The sequence below is a fragment of the Streptomyces sp. NPDC001941 genome (genome assembly GCF_040296945.1).
Lineage (GTDB): Bacteria > Actinomycetota > Actinomycetes > Streptomycetales > Streptomycetaceae > Streptomyces.
This window is the reverse complement of sequence record NZ_JBEOYE010000002.1, coordinates 69,456-87,554: the sequence shown is the minus strand read 5'-3', so window position 1 is coordinate 87,554 and position 18,099 is coordinate 69,456. Positions and strand designations below refer to the sequence as shown.

18 protein-coding genes are annotated in these 18,099 nt (G+C 72.5%); 11 read left to right on the top strand and 7 right to left on the bottom strand.

Annotated elements, in window-relative coordinates; translation table 11 throughout:
* Positions 1-379: 379 nt before the first annotated feature.
* The 5 genes from ABT160_RS02225 to ABT160_RS02205 all read right to left on the bottom strand — a co-directional run bounded on the left by ABT160_RS02225 (position 380) and on the right by ABT160_RS02205 (position 5,784).
* Positions 380-2,569 carry a heavy metal translocating P-type ATPase gene (locus ABT160_RS02225; RefSeq protein WP_351643024.1) on the bottom strand — a complete coding sequence of 730 codons (2,190 nt, stop codon included), beginning with the start codon at positions 2,567-2,569 and terminating at the stop codon, positions 380-382.
* Positions 2,570-2,814: 245 nt separating this feature from the next.
* Positions 2,815-3,117: a heavy-metal-associated domain-containing protein gene (locus ABT160_RS02220; protein ID WP_351643022.1), complete on the bottom strand. Its 303-nt coding sequence runs from the start codon at positions 3,115-3,117 to the stop codon at positions 2,815-2,817.
* A gap of 87 nt (positions 3,118-3,204) precedes the next feature.
* On the bottom strand, positions 3,205-4,215 hold the full coding sequence (locus tag ABT160_RS02215; protein WP_351642398.1) for a PrsW family intramembrane metalloprotease: 1,011 nt from the start codon (positions 4,213-4,215) through the stop codon (positions 3,205-3,207).
* 150 nt (positions 4,216-4,365) lie between these two features.
* Positions 4,366-4,566, bottom strand: a complete 201-nt coding sequence (locus tag ABT160_RS02210) for a helix-turn-helix transcriptional regulator (protein WP_351642396.1) — start codon at positions 4,564-4,566, stop codon at positions 4,366-4,368.
* A gap of 315 nt (positions 4,567-4,881) precedes the next feature.
* Complete coding sequence (locus tag ABT160_RS02205) at positions 4,882-5,784, bottom strand: sugar phosphate isomerase/epimerase family protein (RefSeq protein ID WP_351642394.1); 903 nt, start codon at positions 5,782-5,784, stop codon at positions 4,882-4,884.
* 387 nt (positions 5,785-6,171) lie between these two features.
* Between ABT160_RS02205 and iolC the strand changes: the two genes are divergently transcribed.
* The 10 genes from iolC (at position 6,172) to ABT160_RS02155 (ending at position 14,787) form a co-directional block, all read left to right on the top strand.
* Positions 6,172-7,203: a 5-dehydro-2-deoxygluconokinase gene (gene iolC, locus ABT160_RS02200; RefSeq protein WP_351642390.1), complete on the top strand. Its 1,032-nt coding sequence runs from the start codon at positions 6,172-6,174 to the stop codon at positions 7,201-7,203.
* Positions 7,200-8,081 (top strand): Cgl0159 family (beta/alpha)8-fold protein, encoded by an 882-nt coding sequence (locus ABT160_RS02195; protein WP_351642389.1) that lies wholly within the window; start codon positions 7,200-7,202, stop codon positions 8,079-8,081. Before iolC ends, ABT160_RS02195 begins: the two co-directional genes overlap by 4 nt.
* A gap of 71 nt (positions 8,082-8,152) precedes the next feature.
* Entirely contained in the window at positions 8,153-9,016 is an 864-nt protein-coding gene (gene iolB / locus ABT160_RS02190; RefSeq protein WP_351643020.1) for a 5-deoxy-glucuronate isomerase, read from the top strand.
* Complete coding sequence (gene iolD / locus ABT160_RS02185; protein ID WP_351642387.1) at positions 9,013-10,953, top strand: 3D-(3,5/4)-trihydroxycyclohexane-1,2-dione acylhydrolase (decyclizing); 1,941 nt, start codon at positions 9,013-9,015, stop codon at positions 10,951-10,953. The genes iolB and iolD overlap by 4 nt, the downstream gene beginning before the upstream one ends.
* Positions 10,954-11,026: 73 nt before the next feature.
* Positions 11,027-12,529, top strand: a complete 1,503-nt coding sequence (mmsA, locus tag ABT160_RS02180) for a CoA-acylating methylmalonate-semialdehyde dehydrogenase (protein ID WP_351642384.1) — start codon at positions 11,027-11,029, stop codon at positions 12,527-12,529.
* Between the two features lie 208 nt (positions 12,530-12,737).
* Positions 12,738-12,944, top strand: a complete 207-nt coding sequence (locus ABT160_RS02175; RefSeq protein WP_351642383.1) for a hypothetical protein — start codon at positions 12,738-12,740, stop codon at positions 12,942-12,944.
* Complete coding sequence (locus tag ABT160_RS02170; RefSeq protein ID WP_351642380.1) at positions 12,928-13,449, top strand: DUF6879 family protein; 522 nt, start codon at positions 12,928-12,930, stop codon at positions 13,447-13,449. The genes ABT160_RS02175 and ABT160_RS02170 overlap by 17 nt, the downstream gene beginning before the upstream one ends.
* Positions 13,439-14,287, top strand: a complete 849-nt coding sequence (locus tag ABT160_RS02165; RefSeq protein WP_351642379.1) for a helix-turn-helix domain-containing protein — start codon at positions 13,439-13,441, stop codon at positions 14,285-14,287. Before ABT160_RS02170 ends, ABT160_RS02165 begins: the two co-directional genes overlap by 11 nt.
* A 72-nt stretch (positions 14,288-14,359) precedes the next feature.
* Positions 14,360-14,548: a hypothetical protein gene (locus tag ABT160_RS02160; RefSeq protein ID WP_351642377.1), complete on the top strand. Its 189-nt coding sequence runs from the start codon at positions 14,360-14,362 to the stop codon at positions 14,546-14,548.
* Positions 14,548-14,787 carry a hypothetical protein gene (locus ABT160_RS02155; protein WP_351642376.1) on the top strand — a complete coding sequence of 80 codons (240 nt, stop codon included), beginning with the start codon at positions 14,548-14,550 and terminating at the stop codon, positions 14,785-14,787. Before ABT160_RS02160 ends, ABT160_RS02155 begins: the two co-directional genes overlap by 1 nt.
* Here ABT160_RS02155 and ABT160_RS02150 read toward each other — a convergent pair.
* A complete protein-coding gene (locus ABT160_RS02150) occupies positions 14,766-16,832 on the bottom strand; it encodes a restriction endonuclease (protein ID WP_351642375.1) in 2,067 nt (688 codons plus the stop codon). The two genes, ABT160_RS02155 and ABT160_RS02150, sit on opposite strands and share 22 nt — an antisense overlap.
* Positions 16,833-16,996: 164 nt before the next feature.
* Here ABT160_RS02150 and ABT160_RS02145 point away from each other — a divergent pair, with 164 nt between their 5' ends.
* Complete coding sequence (locus ABT160_RS02145) at positions 16,997-17,614, top strand: DUF4291 domain-containing protein (RefSeq protein ID WP_351642373.1); 618 nt, start codon at positions 16,997-16,999, stop codon at positions 17,612-17,614.
* Here ABT160_RS02145 and ABT160_RS02140 read toward each other — a convergent pair.
* Entirely contained in the window at positions 17,598-18,017 is a 420-nt protein-coding gene (locus ABT160_RS02140; protein ID WP_351642372.1) for a GNAT family N-acetyltransferase, read from the bottom strand. The genes ABT160_RS02145 and ABT160_RS02140 overlap by 17 nt on opposite strands.
* Positions 18,018-18,099 lie beyond the last annotated feature (82 nt).

Here is an 18,099-nt window from a genome sequence, read left to right as displayed (position 1 = left end):
CAAAAACAAAAGAGGAAGCGCCCCGTCGCCGATCCCCCCACGGGTCGGCGCACGGGGCGCTTCCATGTCCCGGAGCGGATTCCCCCCACGGGATCCGGGCCGGGCGTTCAGCCCGGTGCCGCCTGAACGGCGCCGGTGGCCAGAAAGCTCCTGCGCGGTCTGCCGGGGTACGTACGCACGGGAGGGCCGCTCAAAGCTCCCCGGTGCACGTGCCCCGGCCAACGCTTGCCTGGGACGTCCCCCAAGACATCCCATGAACGTCCCCCAAGACGTTCTTGGCATCGCCCACTTAGACTCGCGAGCAGCCCAGATGGTTACCCCCAAATATCTGTGATCTAGGTCTCCTTGTGAAGGTCCTGTGGGTCACGTGAACGAAAATTCACGTGAACGTCCTGAGTCGCAAACTGTTCGTTACGACGAAAACGGATGACAAAGCCATCGCGAGTCCGGCGATCATCGGGTTCAGCAGGCCCGCCGCCGCGAGCGGCAGCGCGGCCACGTTGTAGCCGAAGGCCCAGAAGAGGTTGCCCTTGATGGTGGCCAGGGTCCGCCGGGAGAGCCGGATGGCGTCCGCCGCGACCCGCAGGTCGCCGCGGACCAGGGTCAGGTCGCCGGCCTCGATCGCCGCGTCCGTCCCCGTGCCCATGGACAGCCCCAGGTCCGCCACGGCCAGGGCCGCCGCGTCGTTGACCCCGTCGCCGACCATGGCCACCGTGTGGCCCTCGCGCTGCAGGCGCCGCACCACGTCGGCCTTGTCCTCGGGCAGCACCTCGGCGATCACCTCGTCGATGCCGACCTCCGCCGCCACGGACCGGGCCACGGCCTCGTGGTCGCCGGTCAGCAGCACGGGCCGCAGCCCCAGGTCGCGCAGCCGCCGCACCGCCTCCGCGCTGGTCTCCTTGACCGCGTCGGCCACGATGAGCACGCCCCGCGCCTCGCCGTCCCAGGCGACCGCCACGGCGCTGCCCGCCAGGTCCTCCGGCAGCGGGGGCGGCGCGATGCCGTCGCGGGCGAGCAGGGCGGGGCGCCCGGCCACCACCCGGCGGCCCTCGACCACGCCCCGTACGCCCAGGCCCGGCACGTTCTCGAAGCCCTCCACGGGCGGCAGCGCGCCGAGCCGTTCGCGCGCACCGGCGGCCACCGCGCGGGCGACCGGGTGCTCGGAGGCGTCCTCCAGGGCGCCCGCCAGGCGCAGCAGTTCGGACTCGTCGGTGCCCCCGGCCGGGTACGCCTTGGCCAGTTCCATCCGGCCGGTGGTCACGGTCCCGGTCTTGTCGAGGACGACGGTGTCGACCGTGCGGGTGCTCTCCAGGACCTCGGGGCCCTTGATGAGGATGCCGAGCTGGGCGCCGCGTCCCGTGCCGACCATCAGCGCGGTCGGGGTGGCCAGGCCCAGGGCGCACGGGCAGGCGATGATCAGCACCGCCACGGCGGCGGTGAAGGCCGCGGTGACGTCGTCCGTCGCGAGGAGCCAGCCGACCAGGGTGCCCAACGCGATCAGCAGGACGACCGGCACGAAGACGGCGGAGATCCGGTCGGCGAGCCGCTGCACCTCGGCCTTGCCGTTCTGGGCGTCCTCCACCAGGCGTGCCATGCGGGCGAGTTGGGTGTCGGAGCCGATGCGGGTGGCTTCGACGACGAGGCGTCCGCCGGCGTTCAGGGTGGCGCCCGTGACGGGGTCGCCGACCGCGACCTCGACGGGCACGGACTCGCCGGTGAGCATGGAGGCGTCGACGGCGGAGGAGCCTTCGACGACGGTGCCGTCGGTGGCGACCTTCTCCCCGGGGCGTACGACGAAGCGGTCGCCGACCCGCAGTTCGCCGACCGGGACGCGCGTCTCCGTACCGCCGCGCAGTACGGCGACGTCCTTGGCGCCCAGGTGCATCAGGGCCCGCAGCGCGGCGCCGGAGCGGCGCTTGGCGCGGGCCTCCAGGTAGCGGCCGAGCAGGATGAAGACGATGACGCCCGCGGCGACCTCCAGGTAGATCGTGGAGGCGCCGTGGCCGCGCGAGACGGTCAGGTCGAAGCCGTGGCGCATGCCCGGCATGCCCGCGTCGCCCAGGAAGAGCGCCCACAGCGACCACAGGAAGGCCGCGGAGGTGCCGACCGAGACCAGCGTGTCCATGGTGGCGGCGCCGTGCCGCAGGTTGGTCCAGGCGGCCCGGTGGAAGGGCAGGCCTCCCCAGACGACGACGGGGGCGGCGAGGGTGAGGGAGAGCCACTGCCAGTTGTCGAACTGCAGGGCGGGGACCATCGCGAGCAGCACCACGGGCGCGGCGAGCAGCGCGGAGACGGTGAGCCGCTGCCGCAGCCCGGCGGTCTCTTCGGACCCGTCGGCACGCTCGCCCCGGTCGGCGGCGGCGCCCTCGGGCTCGGGCTCCGGCTCGGGGGGCGCGGGTTCCTCGGCGGTGTAGCCGGTCTTCACGACGGTGGCGATCAGGTCGCTGACGGGTACCTCGTCCGGGTGGGAGATCCGGGCCTTCTCCGTCGCGTAGTTGACGGTCGCCGTGACGCCGTCCATGCGGTTGAGCTTCTTCTCGACGCGGGCCGCGCAGGAGGCGCAGGTCATCCCGCCGATGAGGAGTTCGGTGGTGGCGAACTCGGCGAGGGCGGGCTGGGCGGCGGCCTCGGCGGCACGTTCGGCGGGGGCGGGCCGCGCGGTGTCCTCGGTGGCGAGCCGCGCGGCGCGCTCGGCGGTGTGGTGCCCGGGACCGGGCTCCGGTGTGTGCTGGGACATGTGGCTTCCAAAAAAGGCGGGGGCCGGGCCGACCGTCGAGACGGTGCGGGCCCGGCCCGGGTGGTCGTGCGCGGGGCTCAGACCAGCTCGTAGCCCGCCTCGTCGACGGCGGCGCGCACCGCGGCCTCGTCGAGTGCGGCTTCGGAGACGACGGTCACCTGACCGGTGGAGGCCACGGCCTTCACCGAGGTCACACCGGGGAGCTCGGAGATCTCGCTGCTCACCGCACCTTCGCAGTGGCCGCACGTCATGCCCTTGACCTGGTAGACGGTGGTCACCCCGGCGCCCTGGCCGGCGTCGCCCGCGTCGTGACAGGAGCCGCTGGGCGAGCAGCAGGAGCCGGTGGCCTGGGGGAGCTCGGCCTTCGTGTCGGAGGTCATGGCGTTCTCCTCGGTGGTGTACGCGTTCATGGTGCGCCAGGGGGTCGCGGGGACGCCGTGGCGCCCTGACACTCGTACTGTATACCCCTAGGGGGTATGAATGCCAACGCCCTCCGCCCCGGCCCCGCCCGGATCACCGGAGCCCGGACCCCGGCCGCCCCGGCCGGCTCCCGTGCCCCCGGGGCGGGTGCTCCGCGCCAGCGAGCGCAACCACGCGAGCGCGATCAGGGTGATGAGGATCAGCCCGCCCACCGAGAACAGCGTGAACAGGTGCTCCTGCTGACCGGTCGGCTCCGGGATGTACCCCTGCGCGAAGAGCTGGCGCTGGAGGTCGCTGGTGGTCAGCAGGGCCACCAGGTAGACCGCGATGCCGTGCATCGAGTCCCAGAGCGCGTGCAGCAGGGCGACGCCGAGGTACGCCGCGACGACCGGCCCGGCGAACCGGAAGCGGCCGTCGGGGCGGCGGTGCGCCATCAGGACGCCGCCCGCGATGGCCGTCCACAGGCCGTGCCCGAACGGCGCGAGGACGCCGCGCAGGATCTCCGTCTCGACCAGGGAGCGCAGGTCGATGCCCTTCATGGTGACGGCGGCGTTGAAGGCGTACCCCGCGCTCTCGAAGGCGGCGAAGCCGAAGCCGACGGTGGCGCCGAGCACCAGGCCCGCGCGCAGGCCGCGGATCCGCGGGCGGCGCCGCACCACGAACACCAGCGCCGCCAGCTTCACGGCCTCCTCGATCAGCCCGACGCCGACGAAGATCCAGACCGACGGGTGCAGCAGGTAGTACTCCATCACCGACGCGCCCAGCACGCCGAGGATGCCGCCGACCAGGAAGGCCCCCAGGATCAGGTTGATCCCGAAGCTCGCGTGCTCGCGCTCGTACGCCCACAGGACGAAGACCACGGGGACCAGGAAGCTGCCGAGCAGGATCAGCGTGGGCAGCAGGGTGGTGTTCTCGGTGGCGTACGTGACCACCAGGGTCAGCACCCACAGGGCGATCCCGCCCCACAGGCAGCGCCGCCACAGGCCGGGGCGGAGCTCGGACGCGGGCGAGGCCGGGGGCGGCGGCGCGGACGGTGACGGGGCGGCGTGCTGGGTCACTCGGGATCCCTCCGTGGGACGGCCGTGGGGGCTGCCTGTGCGGAGGAAAGCCTAGGAGAATTGGGAGCTTGTGTCCCATTAAGTCGTGTCTGGGGTGGTGGTGGGCGGCACCGGATCCGGCTGGTCGGCACCGGATCCGGTTCGGTGCCCTCAGTCCCGGTTGCGCCCTCTGTTGCCCGGGCGGCTGGCCACCCAGCCGCGGATGGTGTCCGCGTACCAGTAGGGCTTCCCGCCCTCCACGTGGTCCGGCGGCGGGAGGAGTCCGTGCTTGCGGTAGGAGCGGACGGTGTCCGGCTGCACCCGGATGTGAGCGGCGATCTCCTTGTACGACCAGAGCCTCGTGTCCGTCATGGTGGTACCTCCCTGCGCGCGTCGCGACGGCGGCCGGGGGAGCCGCCGGGGGGCCGCGATCTGCGCTTGGTGATCACTGAAGCCTCTGCCCCGTGAACGACGGAGAGTGACGACAGGGGAGGGTCTGTCGATCGCCTGTGACGGAAAACCCGCGTAATGGAGAAATGCGTGACAACGGTGTAACTGCCGTGATGAAAGCGGCACATGGGGTGGTGCGCGAGGGAGCCGGCGGAGCCGGTGGCGAGGTGGTACGGGAGCGGGGCCCGGTCCGCTGATCGGACCGGGCCCCGCGAGGGCCGTGTGCTTCCGCGCGGGTCACGCCCCGCAGGAGCGCAGGAAGCGGCGGGTCCGTACGGCGATGGGCAGCGGGCGGTCCGGCTCGCACGGGTACATGTCCTGCTCGACGATCGCGAACAGGTCCGCGTCCAGCCCCGCGGCCGCCGCGAGCACCGGCTCCAGGGCGGGCACCCCGTGCGGCGGCTCGCACATCACGCCCCGGGCCACGGCGGGGCCGAACGGGACCTGCTCCGCCGTCACTCCGGCCAGCACCTCGGGGTCGACCTGCTTGAGGTGGAGGTAGCCGATGCGCTCGCCGTACGTCTCGATGAGCTTGACGCTGTCGCCGCCGCAGTACGCGTAGTGGCCGGTGTCCAGGCAGAGCGAGACCAGGTCGGGGTCGGTGGCGTCCAGGAAGCGGGCCACGTTCTCCTCGGTGTCGACGTGGGTGTCCGCGTGCGGGTGGACGACGACCCGCAGCCCGTACCTCTCGCGCACCTCGCGGGCCAGCCGTTCGGTCTGGGTGGCGAGTTGGTGCCACTGCCCGGCGTCGAGCGTGCTGCTCTCCAGGACCTCGCCGGTCTTGTCGTCGCGCCAGAACGACGGGATGACGACGAGGTGCGCGGCGCCGAGCGCGGAGGCCAGGGCCGCGTTCTCGGCGACGTGCGCCCAGGTGCGGTCCCAGACGCCCGGGCCGTGGTGCAGGCCGGTGAACACGGTCCCGGCGGAGACCTTCAGGCCGCGCCGCCCGGTCTCCTCGGCGAGGACGGCCGGGTCGGTGGGCAGGTAGCCGTACGGTCCGAGCTCGATCCACTCGTAGCCGGCCTCGGCCACCTCGTCGAGGAAGCGCCGCCAGGGCACCTGGCGGGGGTCGTCGGGGAACCAGACGCCCCAGGAGTCCGGGGCGGAACCGATGCGGATGCGGGACAGATCGGTGGTCATGGGGCCAGGCTCGCGGCCGGGCAAATCGGGTGTCAAGGCATCGGGGGAGAGATGGTCCGAATGTAAGGACAAAACGTTGACAGGGGTGGGCGGGGAGGCTAGACCTGGGAGCCGGACGCGGGACGCAGGACGCACGGGAGGGCGCGCATGACTCGCGAGGGTGCGACGGACCAGGCGACGGGGGCGGGCGGCCCGGACGCGCACGCCCGGGACCCCGACCCGGATGCGCCTGCACGAGACCCCGGCCCGGACGTGCGTGCACGGGACCCTGACCCGTACGTGCCAGCGCGGGACCCTGCCCCGGATTCCCGGGCTCTTGCCTCGGATTCCCGGGTTCCTGCCCCGGACTCCCGGGCGCCTGCCCCGGACGCGTACGACCTGATCACCATGGGCCGCATCGGCGTCGACCTCTATCCGCTCCAGACCGGGGTGCCGCTCGCGCGGGTGGAGACGTTCGGCAAGTTCCTCGGCGGCTCCGCCTCCAACGTCGCCGTCGCCGCCGCCCGGCTCGGCCGCCGCACCGCCGTGGTGACCCGCACCGGCGACGACCCGTTCGGCGCCTATCTGCACCAGGCGCTGCGGGAGTTCGGGGTCGACGACCGCTGGGTGGCGCCCGTCGCCGCGTACCCGACCCCGGTCACCTTCTGCGAGGTCTTCCCGCCCGACGACTTCCCGCTGTACTTCTACCGCCTGCCCAAGGCCCCCGACCTGGAGATCCGTACCGAGGAGCTCGACCTCGCGGCGATCCGCGCGGCCCGGGTCTTCTGGGCGACCGGCACCGGCCTGTGCGCCGAGCCGAGCCGGACCGCGACCCTGGCCGCCCTGGCGCACCGGGCGAGGAGCGGGACGACCGTGCTCGACCTGGACTGGCGGCCGGTGTTCTGGTCCGATCCAGGACAGGCGCGCCCGCACTACCGCGCGGCCCTGCGCCACGCGACCGTCGCCGTCGGCAACCTGGACGAGTGCGAGGTCGCGACCGGTGAGCGCGACCCGGCCGCCGCCGCGCGGGCCCTGCTCGCCGCCGGGGTGGAGCTCGCCGTGGTCAAGCAGGGGCCGAAGGGGGTGCTGGCCATGGCCCGCGACGGGGTGGCCGTGGAGGTGCCCCCGGTGCCGGTGGAGGTGGTCAACGGCCTCGGCGCGGGCGACGCGTTCGGCGGGGCCCTGGTGCACGGGCTGCTCGCCGGCTGGGACACCGGACGCGTGATGCGGTACGCCAATGCGGCCGGCGCCCTCGTCGCCACCCGCCTGGCCTGCTCCTCGGCCATGCCGTACCCGGCGGAGGTGGACGCGGTGGTACGGGGAGACCTCCCGGAGCCGGAGCCGGAGCGCCCGACCGGGCCCGGTGGCCCCGGCCACGTAAGCCCCACCGGCCCCACCAGCCCCGTAAGTTCCGGCACCCCCCACCAGGACCACCCGTGACCCGGGTCGACCTCGCCCACCTGGTCGCCGTCCGCACCCGGCACCCCGAGGCCGTCGCGGAGGCGGCCGCCCGGCGGCGCAGGCGGCCGCTCCTGGGGGACGGCGGGCGGCTGATGATCGTGGCCGCCGACCACCCCGGGCGCGGCGCCCTCGGCGTCGGGGACCGTCCGCTCGCCATGGCCAACCGGCTCGACCTGCTCGAACGCGTCTGCCTCGCGCTGTCCCGCCCGGGCGTCGACGGGGTCCTGGCCACCGCCGACGTCCTGGACGACCTGCTGCTGCTCGGCGCCCTGGAGGGCAAGGTCGTCATGGGCTCCATGAACCGGGGCGGCCTGGCTGGCGCCGCCTTCGAGCTGGACGACCGCTTCACCGGCCACCGCGCGCAGGACCTCGCCCGCTCCGGCTTCGACGCGGGCAAGCTGCTGCTGCGCATCGACTACGACGACCCCGGCTCCCTCGCCACCCTGCACGCCGCCGCCCGGACCGTGGACGAGATGGCCGCGCACCGCCTCCCGGTGTTCGTCGAGCCGTTCCTGTGCCGCCGCCACGGCGGCCGGGTCGCCAACGACCTGAGCGCCCCGGCCGTCAGCACGGCCATCGCCATCGCCTCGGGCCTGGCCGGCACGTCCGCGTACACCTGGCTGAAGGTCCCGGTCACCGAGAACCCCGACGACATGGACCGCGCCCTCGCCGCCTCCACGCTGCCGGCCGTGCTGCTCGGCGGCGACACCGGGGACGACCAGGACGCCACCTACGAGAAGTGGCGCGGCGCGCTCCGACTGCCCACCGTCCAGGGCCTGGTGGCGGGCCGCTCGCTGCTGTACCCGCGCGACGGGGACGTGGCCGCGGCGGTGGACACGGCGGTGGGACTGCTGTGACCCGAGCACCCGTTCCGTACGGAGGACCCGTGAACGCCCCTGACGGAGGACCCGTGAACGCCCCCGCACCCATGAACGACGCCCCCGCACCCACGAACAACGCCCACGCACCCGTGAACGCCCCCGCACCCCGGCTCCACCTCCGCGCCGGTGAGGCCGCCCGTGCCCCCTACGCCCTCGACATCGCGCCCGAGCGGGCCGGCTGGACCCACAGTGCCCTGCGCGTCCTCGAACTCGCCCCGGGGCAGGAGCACGTACTCGACACCGCGGAATCCGAATGGATCGTGCTTCCGCTCACCGGCGGCTGTACGGTGCGGGTGGACGGCGAGGTCTTCGAACTCCTGGGCAGGAAAGGGGTGTTCGGCGGAGTCAGCGACTTCGCCTACCTGCCCCGGGACGCCCGGGCCCAGATCGCCTCCGGCGCGGGAGGTCGCTTCGCCCTGGCAGGAGCGAAGTGCGGGCGACGACTCCCCGCCCGCTACGGCCCCGCGCCGGAGGTACCCGTCGAGGAGCGCGGCAGCGGCACCTGCGCGCGCCTGGTGCGCAACTTCGCCTCGGCCGACGCGTTCGCCTGCGACCGGCTGATCGCCGTCGAGGTGGTCACCCCCGGCGGCCACTGGTCGTCCTGGCCGCCGCACAAGCACGACGAGCACCGACCCGGCGTCGAGTCCGAGCTGGAGGAGATCTACTACTACGAGATCGACGGCGACCACGGCACCGGCTACCAGCGGATCTCCCCGTCCCGCCCGGGCGGCGCCGACCTGCTGGCCGAGGTGCGCGACGGGGACGCGGTGCTCGTGCCGGACGGCTGGCACGGCCCGTCGATCGCCGCGCCGGGACACGCCATGTACTACCTGAACGTGATGGCGGGCCCCGGCGCCGAACGCGAGTGGAGGATCTGCTTCCACCCCGACCACACGGAGGGATACCGATGACCGCCCGGCCCCCCGGCCCCGACGCCGCCCCCACGTCCCCCGCCTCCGGCGCCACCCCCGTGCTTGATGCCACTCCCGCCCCCGCCCCCGTCCGGCTCACCGTCGCGCAGGCCCTGGTCCGCTTCCTGGCCGCCCAGTACACCGAGCGGGACGGGCGGCGGCAGCGGCTCGTCGCGGCCACCTGGGGGATCTTCGGGCACGGCAACGTGGCGGGCGTCGGCCAGGCGCTCGTCGAGCACGCCGACGTCATGCCGTACGTCCAGGGGCGCAACGAACAGGCCATGGTCCACGCGGCCGTCGGCTACGCGCGCCAGTCCCGCAGGCTGTCCGCGCACGCCGTCACCACCTCCATCGGCCCCGGCGCCACCAACCTGGTCACTGGCGCGGCCCTCGCCACCGTCAACCGCCTGCCCGTGCTGCTGCTGCCCGGCGACACCTTCGCCGGACGCCCCGCCGACCCGGTACTCCAGCAGCTCGAAGTGCCCTACGCGGGCGACGTGTCGGTCAACGACTGCCTGCGGCCCGTCTCCGCGTACTTCGACCGGGTCCACCGCCCCGAGGCCCTCGTCCCGGCCGCGCTCGCCGCGATGCGGGTGCTGACCGACCCGGCCGCCACCGGCGCCGTCACGCTGGCGCTGCCGCAGGACGTGCAGGCGGAGGCGTACGACTGGCCGGCGGAGTTCTTCGCCGACCGGGTCTGGACGGTGCGCCGCCCCGCGCCCGACCCGGCCGAACTCGACGAGGCCGTACGGCTGGTGCGCGCCGCCCGGCGCCCGCTGCTCGTCGCGGGCGGCGGGGTGCGGCACAGCGAGGCGGAGGACGCCCTGCGCGACCTGGCGGACGCCACCGGCATCCCGGTCGCCGCCACCCAGGCGGGCAAGGGCGCGCTGCGCCACGACCACCCGGCCGACGTCGGCGGCATCGGCCACACCGGCACCGCCACCGCCGCCGAACTGGCCCGCACCGCCGACCTGGTGATCGGCGTCGGCACCCGCTGGACGGACTTCACCACCGCCTCCTCCACCCTCTTCACCGCCCCCGGCGTCCGCTTCCTCGGCCTCAACATCACCGGCCTCGACGCCCACAAGATGGCGGCGCGCACGGTCGTCGCCGACGCCCGCACCGCCCTCCGGGCGCTCACCGGGGCCCTGGGGGACCACCACGTGTCCCCCGCGTACGAGACCGAGTACACCGACGACAAGGAGCGCTGGGAGCACCGCGTCGACGCGGCGTTCGCGGCGCCCGACCCGGACGCGCGCCCCACCCAGGCGCAGCTGCTCGGCGCCCTGGACGCGGTGGTGGACGGGGACGACGTGGTGGTCAACGCGGCCGGGTCGCTCCCCGGGGACCTGCACAAGCTGTGGCGGGCCCGGTCCCGGGACCAGTACCACGTCGAGTACGGGTACTCGTGCATGGGCTACGAGATCCCGGCCGCCATCGGGGTGGCGCTCGCGGCGCCGGGCCGGCCGGTGTGGGCGCTCGTCGGCGACGGTACGTACCTGATGAACCCGACGGAACTGGTCACGGCCGTGCGCGAGGGGGTGCCGATCAAGGTGGTGATCGTGCAGAACCACGGGTACGCGTCGATCGGCGGGCTGTCAGAGGCGGTGGGCGCGGAGCGGCTCGGCACGGCGTTCCGCACGGCCGAGGGGGCGCCGCTGCCGGTGGACCTGGCCGCCAACGCGGCCTCCCTCGGGATGCGCGTGCTGCGCGCCAAAACCATTCGTGACCTGCGCGAAGCCTTCGCCGAGGCGCGGGCCTCGACCGTTCCCACATGTGTCTACGCGGAGACCGAAACCGCAGACACAGTGTCGGGCGCGCCACCGGCGCAGGCGTGGTGGGATGTTCCCGTGGCCGAGACCGCGACCAGGCCGTCGGCGGTCAGGGCCCGGGAGGAGTACGACAGGAACGTCGCCGCCCGCCGCCGCCACCTGTAGCGCAGCCCGCTCCAGGAGCTGTCCACAACCGTCCCCAACCGTCCCCAACCGTTCCTGAAGGAGCACGTACGACATGACGAAGACCGTCGACCACTGGATCGGTGGCAAGGCCGTCGAGGGCGCGTCCGGCAACTGGGGCCCGGTGACGGACCCGGCGACCGGCGAGGTCACCACCCGGGTCGCGCTGGCCTCGGTGGAGGAGGTCGACGCGGCGGTCGCCTCGGCGAAGGCCGCGTTCGCGACCTGGGGCACCGCGTCGCTGGCGCAGCGCACCACCGTGCTGTTCAAGTTCCGCGCGCTGCTGGACGCCAACCGGGACGCGATCGCGGAGCTGATCGTCGCCGAGCACGGCAAGGTGCACTCGGACGCGCTGGGCGAGGTGGCGCGCGGCCTGGAGATCGTCGACCTGGCCTGCGGGATCACCACGCAGCTGAAGGGCGAGCTGTCCACCCAGGTCTCCAACCGGGTTGACGTGGCGGCCATCCGCCAGCCGGTGGGCGTCGTGGCGGGCATCACGCCGTTCAACTTCCCGGCCATGGTGCCGATGTGGATGTTCCCGATCGCCATCGCGTGCGGCAACACCTTCGTGCTCAAGCCCAGCGAGAAGGACCCCTCGGCCTCCCTGAAGATCGCCGAGCTGCTCGCCGAGGCGGGGCTGCCCGACGGCGTCTTCAACGTCCTGCACGGCGACAAGGTGGCGGTGGACCGCCTCCTGGAGCACCCGGACGTCGCGGCGGTCTCCTTCGTCGGCTCGACCCCGATCGCCCGCCACATCCACGCGACCGCCTCGGCCAACGGCAAGCGCGTCCAGGCGCTGGGCGGCGCCAAGAACCACATGCTGGTCCTCCCGGACGCCGACCTGGACGCGGCCGCGGACGCGGCGGTCTCGGCGGCGTACGGCTCCGCGGGTGAGCGCTGCATGGCGATCTCGGCGATCGTCGCGGTGGGCTCGGTCGCGGACGAGCTCGTCGCCAAGATCAAGGAGCGGGCCGAGAAGATCAAGATCGGCCCCGGCACCGACCCGTCCTCCGAGATGGGCCCGCTGATCACCGCCGCCCACCGCGACAAGGTCGCCTCGTACGTCGAGGGCGCGGCGGCGGAGGGCTGCGAGGTCGTCCTCGACGGCACCGGCCTCACGGTGGAGGGCCACGAGAACGGCCACTGGATCGGCCTCTCCCTCCTGGACCGCGTCCCCACCACGGCCAAGGCCTACCAGGACGAGATCTTCGGCCCGGTCCTGTGCGTCCTGCGCACGGACACGTACGAGGAGGGCCTGGCCCTCATCAACGCCTCGCCCTTCGGCAACGGCACCGCGATCTTCACCCGCGACGGCGGCGCCGCCCGCCGCTTCCAGCTGGAGGTCCAGGCCGGCATGGTCGGCGTGAACGTCCCGATCCCGGTGCCGGTCGGCTACCACAGCTTCGGCGGCTGGAAGGACAGCCTCTTCGGCGACCTGCACGTGTACGGCAACGACGGCGTGCAGTTCTACACCCGCGGCAAGGTCGTCACCACCCGCTGGCCGGACCCGTCGGAGGCGTCGACGGGCGTGGACCTGGGGTTCCCGAGGAACCACTGAGTATTGCGGTGACGGTGCGCTGACCGTCCGTCGACAGACAGGAGCCCCTGCTCCTCCCGGGGTACGGGAGGGGCGGGGGCTTTGGCGTAGGTGGAGACGTTTACCCGACAACGCCAATATTCGCGTTGCCGCATGGACAGGCTGTTTCGTTTGCTCCTACGGTCGCTTCATCCGGCCCGCCGGGGGCCGGGGCAAGGGGGTTCTTTCCATGGCGCGTGAGGAGCTGACCCGACTCACCGGCTCTGGTGCCGGTGAGTGCAAGAAGAACGATTGCCCGAACATCTACCGGACGGTCGAGGGGAATTTCGTCGTTCAAGGTGCTGTCTCCCGTACGTTCCAGCCGCCGTTCGGCGAAGGGCTCGTAGAAATCCCCGAAGCCACCTTGAGGGAGGCGTTCCGTGCTCTTGGATGGTGACGAGTGGGCAGCGAGGTTCGAAACGTTCGAGGATGAAGCGTGGCGATTGGAGGTGCTGCCGGAGTACCGCGTACGTGAAGAGGCGGAGGACGTCGAAGCTTTCCTGGCGGGCGACCGGATCGACCCGTACACCTACAGCGACGACTACACCGAGGACCTCAAGCGGGTGCGGCGTGAAGGGAAGACGAAGGGGCGCGTCCACGTCGTGTCCCGTCCGCTGACGGACTACCTCCGATACGAGTTCATGTACTACCGGCCCCATGTGTGGGCGGGGGAGGACATCCGTATCCTGGACGTGACCGATCGTCCCAACCCCCTTGAAGGGGTGCAGGACTTCTGGATGTTCGACCGGTCGGAGGTCGTGCTGATGCACTACGGGCCCGACGGGACGCAGATCGGTCGTGAGGTCTTCGAAGGGGACGTCACCCGGTTCCTGCGGTACCAGCGCATCGCCCTTGCCGAGTCGGTCCCGTTCGAGGAGTACGTCAAGGGCCTTGACCTTTGAGCCTGAGGCGCTGGACCGTTCGAAGTCGGATCTAGCGGAAGCCTTGCGCAGCGAGCGGAAGCGAGCCGGTCTCACTCAGACCGCGCTCGCCCGCAGATGCAACATGTCGCAGACCAAGATCAGCAACATCGAGGGTGGCAAGCTGACTCCGGCGATCGTCGATGTCGAGACGATCCTCGAAGCCATCGGGACCGAGACCCCGGTCGCGACGAAAATACTGGTCATCGCGCGTACGGCCCTCACCGAGTGGCAGGACGACTGGTCGTCCCTGCGGCGTGGACTGGACAAGAAGCAGGACGAGTTGGCGCGGATCGACGCCATCACGACGGAGTTCCGCTTCTTCCTCCCCATGATGATCACGGGTCTGCTGGCGACGCCGGACTATGTGCGTGCGAGCCTCGCGGGGGTCTCCGGCGACATCTCCAGGACCGTGGCGAAGAAACTGGAGCGTCAACAGGTCCTCTTGGACACGTCCAAGTACTTCACGTTCCTGCTCACGGAACAGGCCGTGCGTTGGCCACTCGTCCCACCTGTCGCTATGGCCATGCAAGTCGACCGTCTCGTTTCAGTCTCTCGCATTCCCAACGTCCGCCTGGGCGTCATCCCCCTGGAACGCCTCGAACCTGTCCCCGAGACACCTCTCAGCGTCTTCACCGTTTACGACCGGCGTCTCGTCCAAGTGGAGACCCACACCGGAGCGCTCATCCTTCGGGATCACCGTGATGTGAAGGCCTACCGCGACGACTTCGAGCGTTACGAGGAGTACGCCGTCTTTGGTGGTGCGTGCCGAGCGCTTCTGGCGCAGTGGTCGGAGGGCTTTACCCGACAAGGTCAATAGGAGTAGACCCCGATCACTCCAGGGATGACGCTCGACTCGCCCGCTCGGGCTTGTCGAAGCGAAGGGAACGCCATGCACTCCATCCCCAGGCCCCATCAGGAACTGCCGGTTGAGCTTCTTGTCGAGCCCTGGCCCTTCGAAGCGATCCCCATCCCCGGCTGCCACGTCTGCACTGCCCTCCACACCCAGTTGGCGCAGGCCGCCACTGATCGCGACCGCAACGACCTCACCGCCGAACTCCGCAACCACCAGGAGCACTGATGGACATGCAGACCTGGCGCGACGCCTGGGCCCGTGCCGATGATGCCTCCCGGGCCCTGCGGGGCGCTCTCGGCGCGCTCGGGGTGGACGTCGGGCCCGGGGGCGTACGGGCGCAGGTCCACCGGCAGGGCGTACCCCTCGTGCACGTCGGGGTGCTGCGGGCCGAGCACGCGGAGGCCGTCGCGGAGGCCCTGCGGCACAGGGCCGACGCCCCGCCTCACTCCACCTCGATCCCGTAGTCCGTCACCAGTTCCTCCAGGCCGCCCCGGTAGCCCCGGCCGCCCAGGACGAAGTCCCAGTCCCCGTTGGGGCGGCGCCGGAAGGAGCCCAGGACCAGGGCCGTTTCGCCGGCGCGGCCGTCGGAGACCTCCAGTTGGCCCAGTTCCGTCATGCCCGGGTCCAGGAGCCGGATGCGGGCGTCCGTGAAGCCGGCGAGGTCCGCCGCGGGGTTGACCTCCGGGTCGATCGCCGCGACCAGGACGAAGCGGTCCGCCGCGGAGGGCAGTTCGTCGAAGGCCACGCAGATCGCCGCCTTGTCCGGGGGAGTCGGGGCCAGGGCCCGCACCTTCCCGTCCGGCGTGCTGTGGTTGTTGAAGAACACGAAGTGGTCGTCGCTCAGGACGCGCGTCCCGCGACAGACCAGCGCGCACACGTCCAGCGCCACGCTCCCGCTCCACGACATGCCCAGGACGTTGTACTCGGCCGGCAGCGGCGGGTCCGCCGGGGCGGCGGCGGTGGCGGCGGGCGTGGACGTGCGGCCGTCGCCCAGGCGGCCGCGCAGGCCGTGCCGGTGCAGCAGGTCCACCAGCTCGGGCCCCGAGACCAGCTCCAGCGGCTTGCCGTTGGCGAAGGTGCGCGAACCCGGGCCGAAGCGCGAAGTGGTCACGAGCACACCCTTGTTGGCGCCCGCGTCCTGCACCGTCCCGTACAGGTCCCGCACCGCGGTCGGCGGCACCGTGTTCCGGTACCGCTTCACCTGCACCACGATCTTCCCGCCCCGGATCGGCGTCGGGTCCGTCGCCGCCACGTCCACGCCGCCGTCGTTCGAGCGCTGCGTCGTCACCGCCCGCATCCCCATGGCCCGGAACAGCTCCGCCACCAGGCCCTCGAACTCCACCGGGTCCATCGCGAACAGGTCCGGCTCCTCCCCGCCGCCGGCGGTCGCCGGGGCGCGGTCGCCGACCTCGTCGGGCCTCCGGTCCGGCCGTACCGCCGCCAACTGGTCGGGCCGGGGCGAGAGTTGCCCGCGCAGCCCGTCGGTCAGGCAGCTGACCGGCTCCACCTGCGCTAGGTGCAGCTCGTGGAACGACTCCCGCGCCGTCATCACCGTCGCCAGCACGATCCGGCCCCGCCGTCCGGTCACCGGATCGTGCTCGTCCACGAAGCCGTTGACCGCCACGGAGTCCAGCGCGCCCGGCCCGTCCGCCGTGAACACCTCGCGCAGTGCGAGCAGCACGCACTGCGCCACCACCTCCCGGTACAGCGCCCGCCGCTGCCCCGCCGGGCGCGGCGACTCCTTGTCCTGGTCCAGCGACGACACGTACCGCACGGCCTTCGCCTCGGGGACCACGTCGTAGCCGGGCAGCTCCCAGTCGAGCACCAGCTGCCGCGCCGCCGCGTCGTACGCCGCCGACACCTGCCGCGGGAAGCTCTCCGGCCAGGCGTCCGACGCGTACAGCGCCGCCGTGAAGTACTCCACCACCGCCTCGGGGTCCCCGCTCCTGGCCCCCGCGACCACCGCGTCCACCCCGGCGTTGTGGCGGCGCACCTCCGCCCGCTGGGACGCCACCCACTGCTCGTAGTCCCGTACGTAGGAAGCGAGTTGCTGCTGCCGGCGGTGCTCGGCCGCCTGCGCGGCGGCCCGGTCCCGCTCGAAGCGCTCCCGCGCCTCGGCCTGCGCCTGCGCGCGGCGGCTCGCCGTCCAGCCGCCGCTCTGCGGGTGGTACTGGTCGGGGTGGGGCATGGGTATCGGGCGCGCCAGCTCCCCGGGGGCGAACGGCTGGACGTCCTCCGTCCTGCGCAACGCCGTCGCCCGGAACGGCGGCGTACGACTCCCCGCCGCCAACAACCCCTGCAACACGGTGACTTGGGCCTCCAGCTCGGCGGTGCGCCGCTGCGCCTCCGCCTGCCGGAACTCCCGGTGGCTCTGCGCGGCCCGCCGCTGGTAGGCCCGCGCCAGCTGCTCCTCCTGCCTGCGCCGCCGGGCCTCCGCGTCCAGCTGGCGCTGCTGCTGGCGCTGCATCTCGGCCCACACACCCACGACACCGGTAGAACGACGACTCATGTGTGTTGGTCCTTCCCCCAGGACACCGGTCACCGGACATCGGTCGACGACGGGCGAGCGGGACAACCGCGTCGTAACCGGCCGTAATGAATCGACTTTAGCCATCGAAACGCGGCAGGCATATCCAATCGTCAAAAGCTGCCGCCTGCCCCAGACTCGTTCCCATGCAAGCCCAGCCCCAGCGTGCGGTCCGAGCGCTCCACACCGCCGACACTCTCACCGTCTACCAGGCCTACCGCCCCGCCATCGGCCTCCCCGCCGCCCGCGACGGACGCTTCCCCGAGGAGTGGAAGCGGGACCGGATGACCTGGATCAAGCCCTCGTTCCTCTGGATGATGTACCGCTGCGGCTGGGGCACCAAGGAGGGCCAGGAGACCGTCCTCGCCGTCGAGATCCGGCGCTCCGGCTTCGATTGGGCCCTGCACAACGCCTGCCTGTCGCACTACGCGCGCGGGCTCCACACCGACCAGGCCTCCTGGAAGCGGGAGTTGAGGCGCAGTCCGGCGCGCGTCCAGTGGGACCCCGAGCGCGACCTGAGGCTCCAGCCCCTCCCGTACCGCTCGCTCCAGCTCGGGCTCTCCGGTGAGGCCGCCGGGGCGTACGCCGACGAGTGGACCGTGTCCATCCGAGACGTCACCCCGCTTGCCCACCAGGTCCACGCGCTCGTAAGCGCGGGAGACCTCGACGCCGCCGCGCGGCTGCTGCCCGAGGAGCGGGAGTACCCGCTGGCGGACCTGGGCCACCTGGGAGGCGAGGGCCCCTCGCTCACGACCCCCCGGTGAAGTCCCATGTCAGCATCGAGAACTCGCCCTCCGGCGCCGCCCCCGCCGCGCGGTACGTCGCGTGTGCCGGGGCGTTGTCCGTGTCCACGCCCACCCACATGTCGTAGCACCCCCGCTCCCGCGCCACCCGCGCCAGCGCCTCCGTCAGTGCCCGGCCGATGCCCCGGCGGCGGTGCTCCTCGGCCACCGACAGTTCGTACAGGCACATCTCCGCGCCCTTGTCCGGGTGCAGCATCTCGATCCCCGAGACCATGCCGACCGAAGCGCCGTCCACGTACGCGATCAGCATCAGGTGCCCCGGCGCCGCCAGGAAGCGAGCCGCCCACTCCGCGCGGGCCGGGCCGTCGTACAGGTGCTGCGCCGCGGTCAGTTCACTGACGCTCGTGGCTCGGCGGATCTCCACCGGAATCCTCCTGGGATCGGGAACTCGTACCGCGTCCGTCGTACGGGACCGTAGCGGGTCATCCTCCGGGAGGCGGGCGACT

Bases quoted from the DNA above. Each gene is read 5' to 3' on its own strand.
- ABT160_RS02225 (WP_351643024.1), bottom strand. From the start codon at position 2,569: ATGACCTGCGCCTCCTGCGCGGCCCGCGTCGAGAAGAAGCTCAACCGC.
- ABT160_RS02220 (WP_351643022.1), bottom strand. From the start codon at position 3,117: ATGACCTCCGACACGAAGGCCGAGCTCCCCCAGGCCACCGGCTCCTGC.
- ABT160_RS02210 (WP_351642396.1), bottom strand. From the start codon at position 4,566: ATGACGGACACGAGGCTCTGGTCGTACAAGGAGATCGCCGCTCACATC.
- ABT160_RS02205 (WP_351642394.1), bottom strand. From the start codon at position 5,784: ATGACCACCGATCTGTCCCGCATCCGCATCGGTTCCGCCCCGGACTCC.
- iolC (WP_351642390.1), top strand. From the start codon at position 6,172: ATGGGCCGCATCGGCGTCGACCTCTATCCGCTCCAGACCGGGGTGCCG.
- iolB (WP_351643020.1), top strand. From the start codon at position 8,153: ATGAACGACGCCCCCGCACCCACGAACAACGCCCACGCACCCGTGAAC.
- iolD (WP_351642387.1), top strand. From the start codon at position 9,013: ATGACCGCCCGGCCCCCCGGCCCCGACGCCGCCCCCACGTCCCCCGCC.
- mmsA (WP_351642384.1), top strand. From the start codon at position 11,027: ATGACGAAGACCGTCGACCACTGGATCGGTGGCAAGGCCGTCGAGGGC.
- ABT160_RS02175 (WP_351642383.1), top strand. From the start codon at position 12,738: ATGGCGCGTGAGGAGCTGACCCGACTCACCGGCTCTGGTGCCGGTGAG.
- ABT160_RS02160 (WP_351642377.1), top strand. From the start codon at position 14,360: ATGCACTCCATCCCCAGGCCCCATCAGGAACTGCCGGTTGAGCTTCTT.
- ABT160_RS02155 (WP_351642376.1), top strand. From the start codon at position 14,548: ATGGACATGCAGACCTGGCGCGACGCCTGGGCCCGTGCCGATGATGCC.
- ABT160_RS02150 (WP_351642375.1), bottom strand. From the start codon at position 16,832: ATGAGTCGTCGTTCTACCGGTGTCGTGGGTGTGTGGGCCGAGATGCAG.
- ABT160_RS02145 (WP_351642373.1), top strand. From the start codon at position 16,997: ATGCAAGCCCAGCCCCAGCGTGCGGTCCGAGCGCTCCACACCGCCGAC.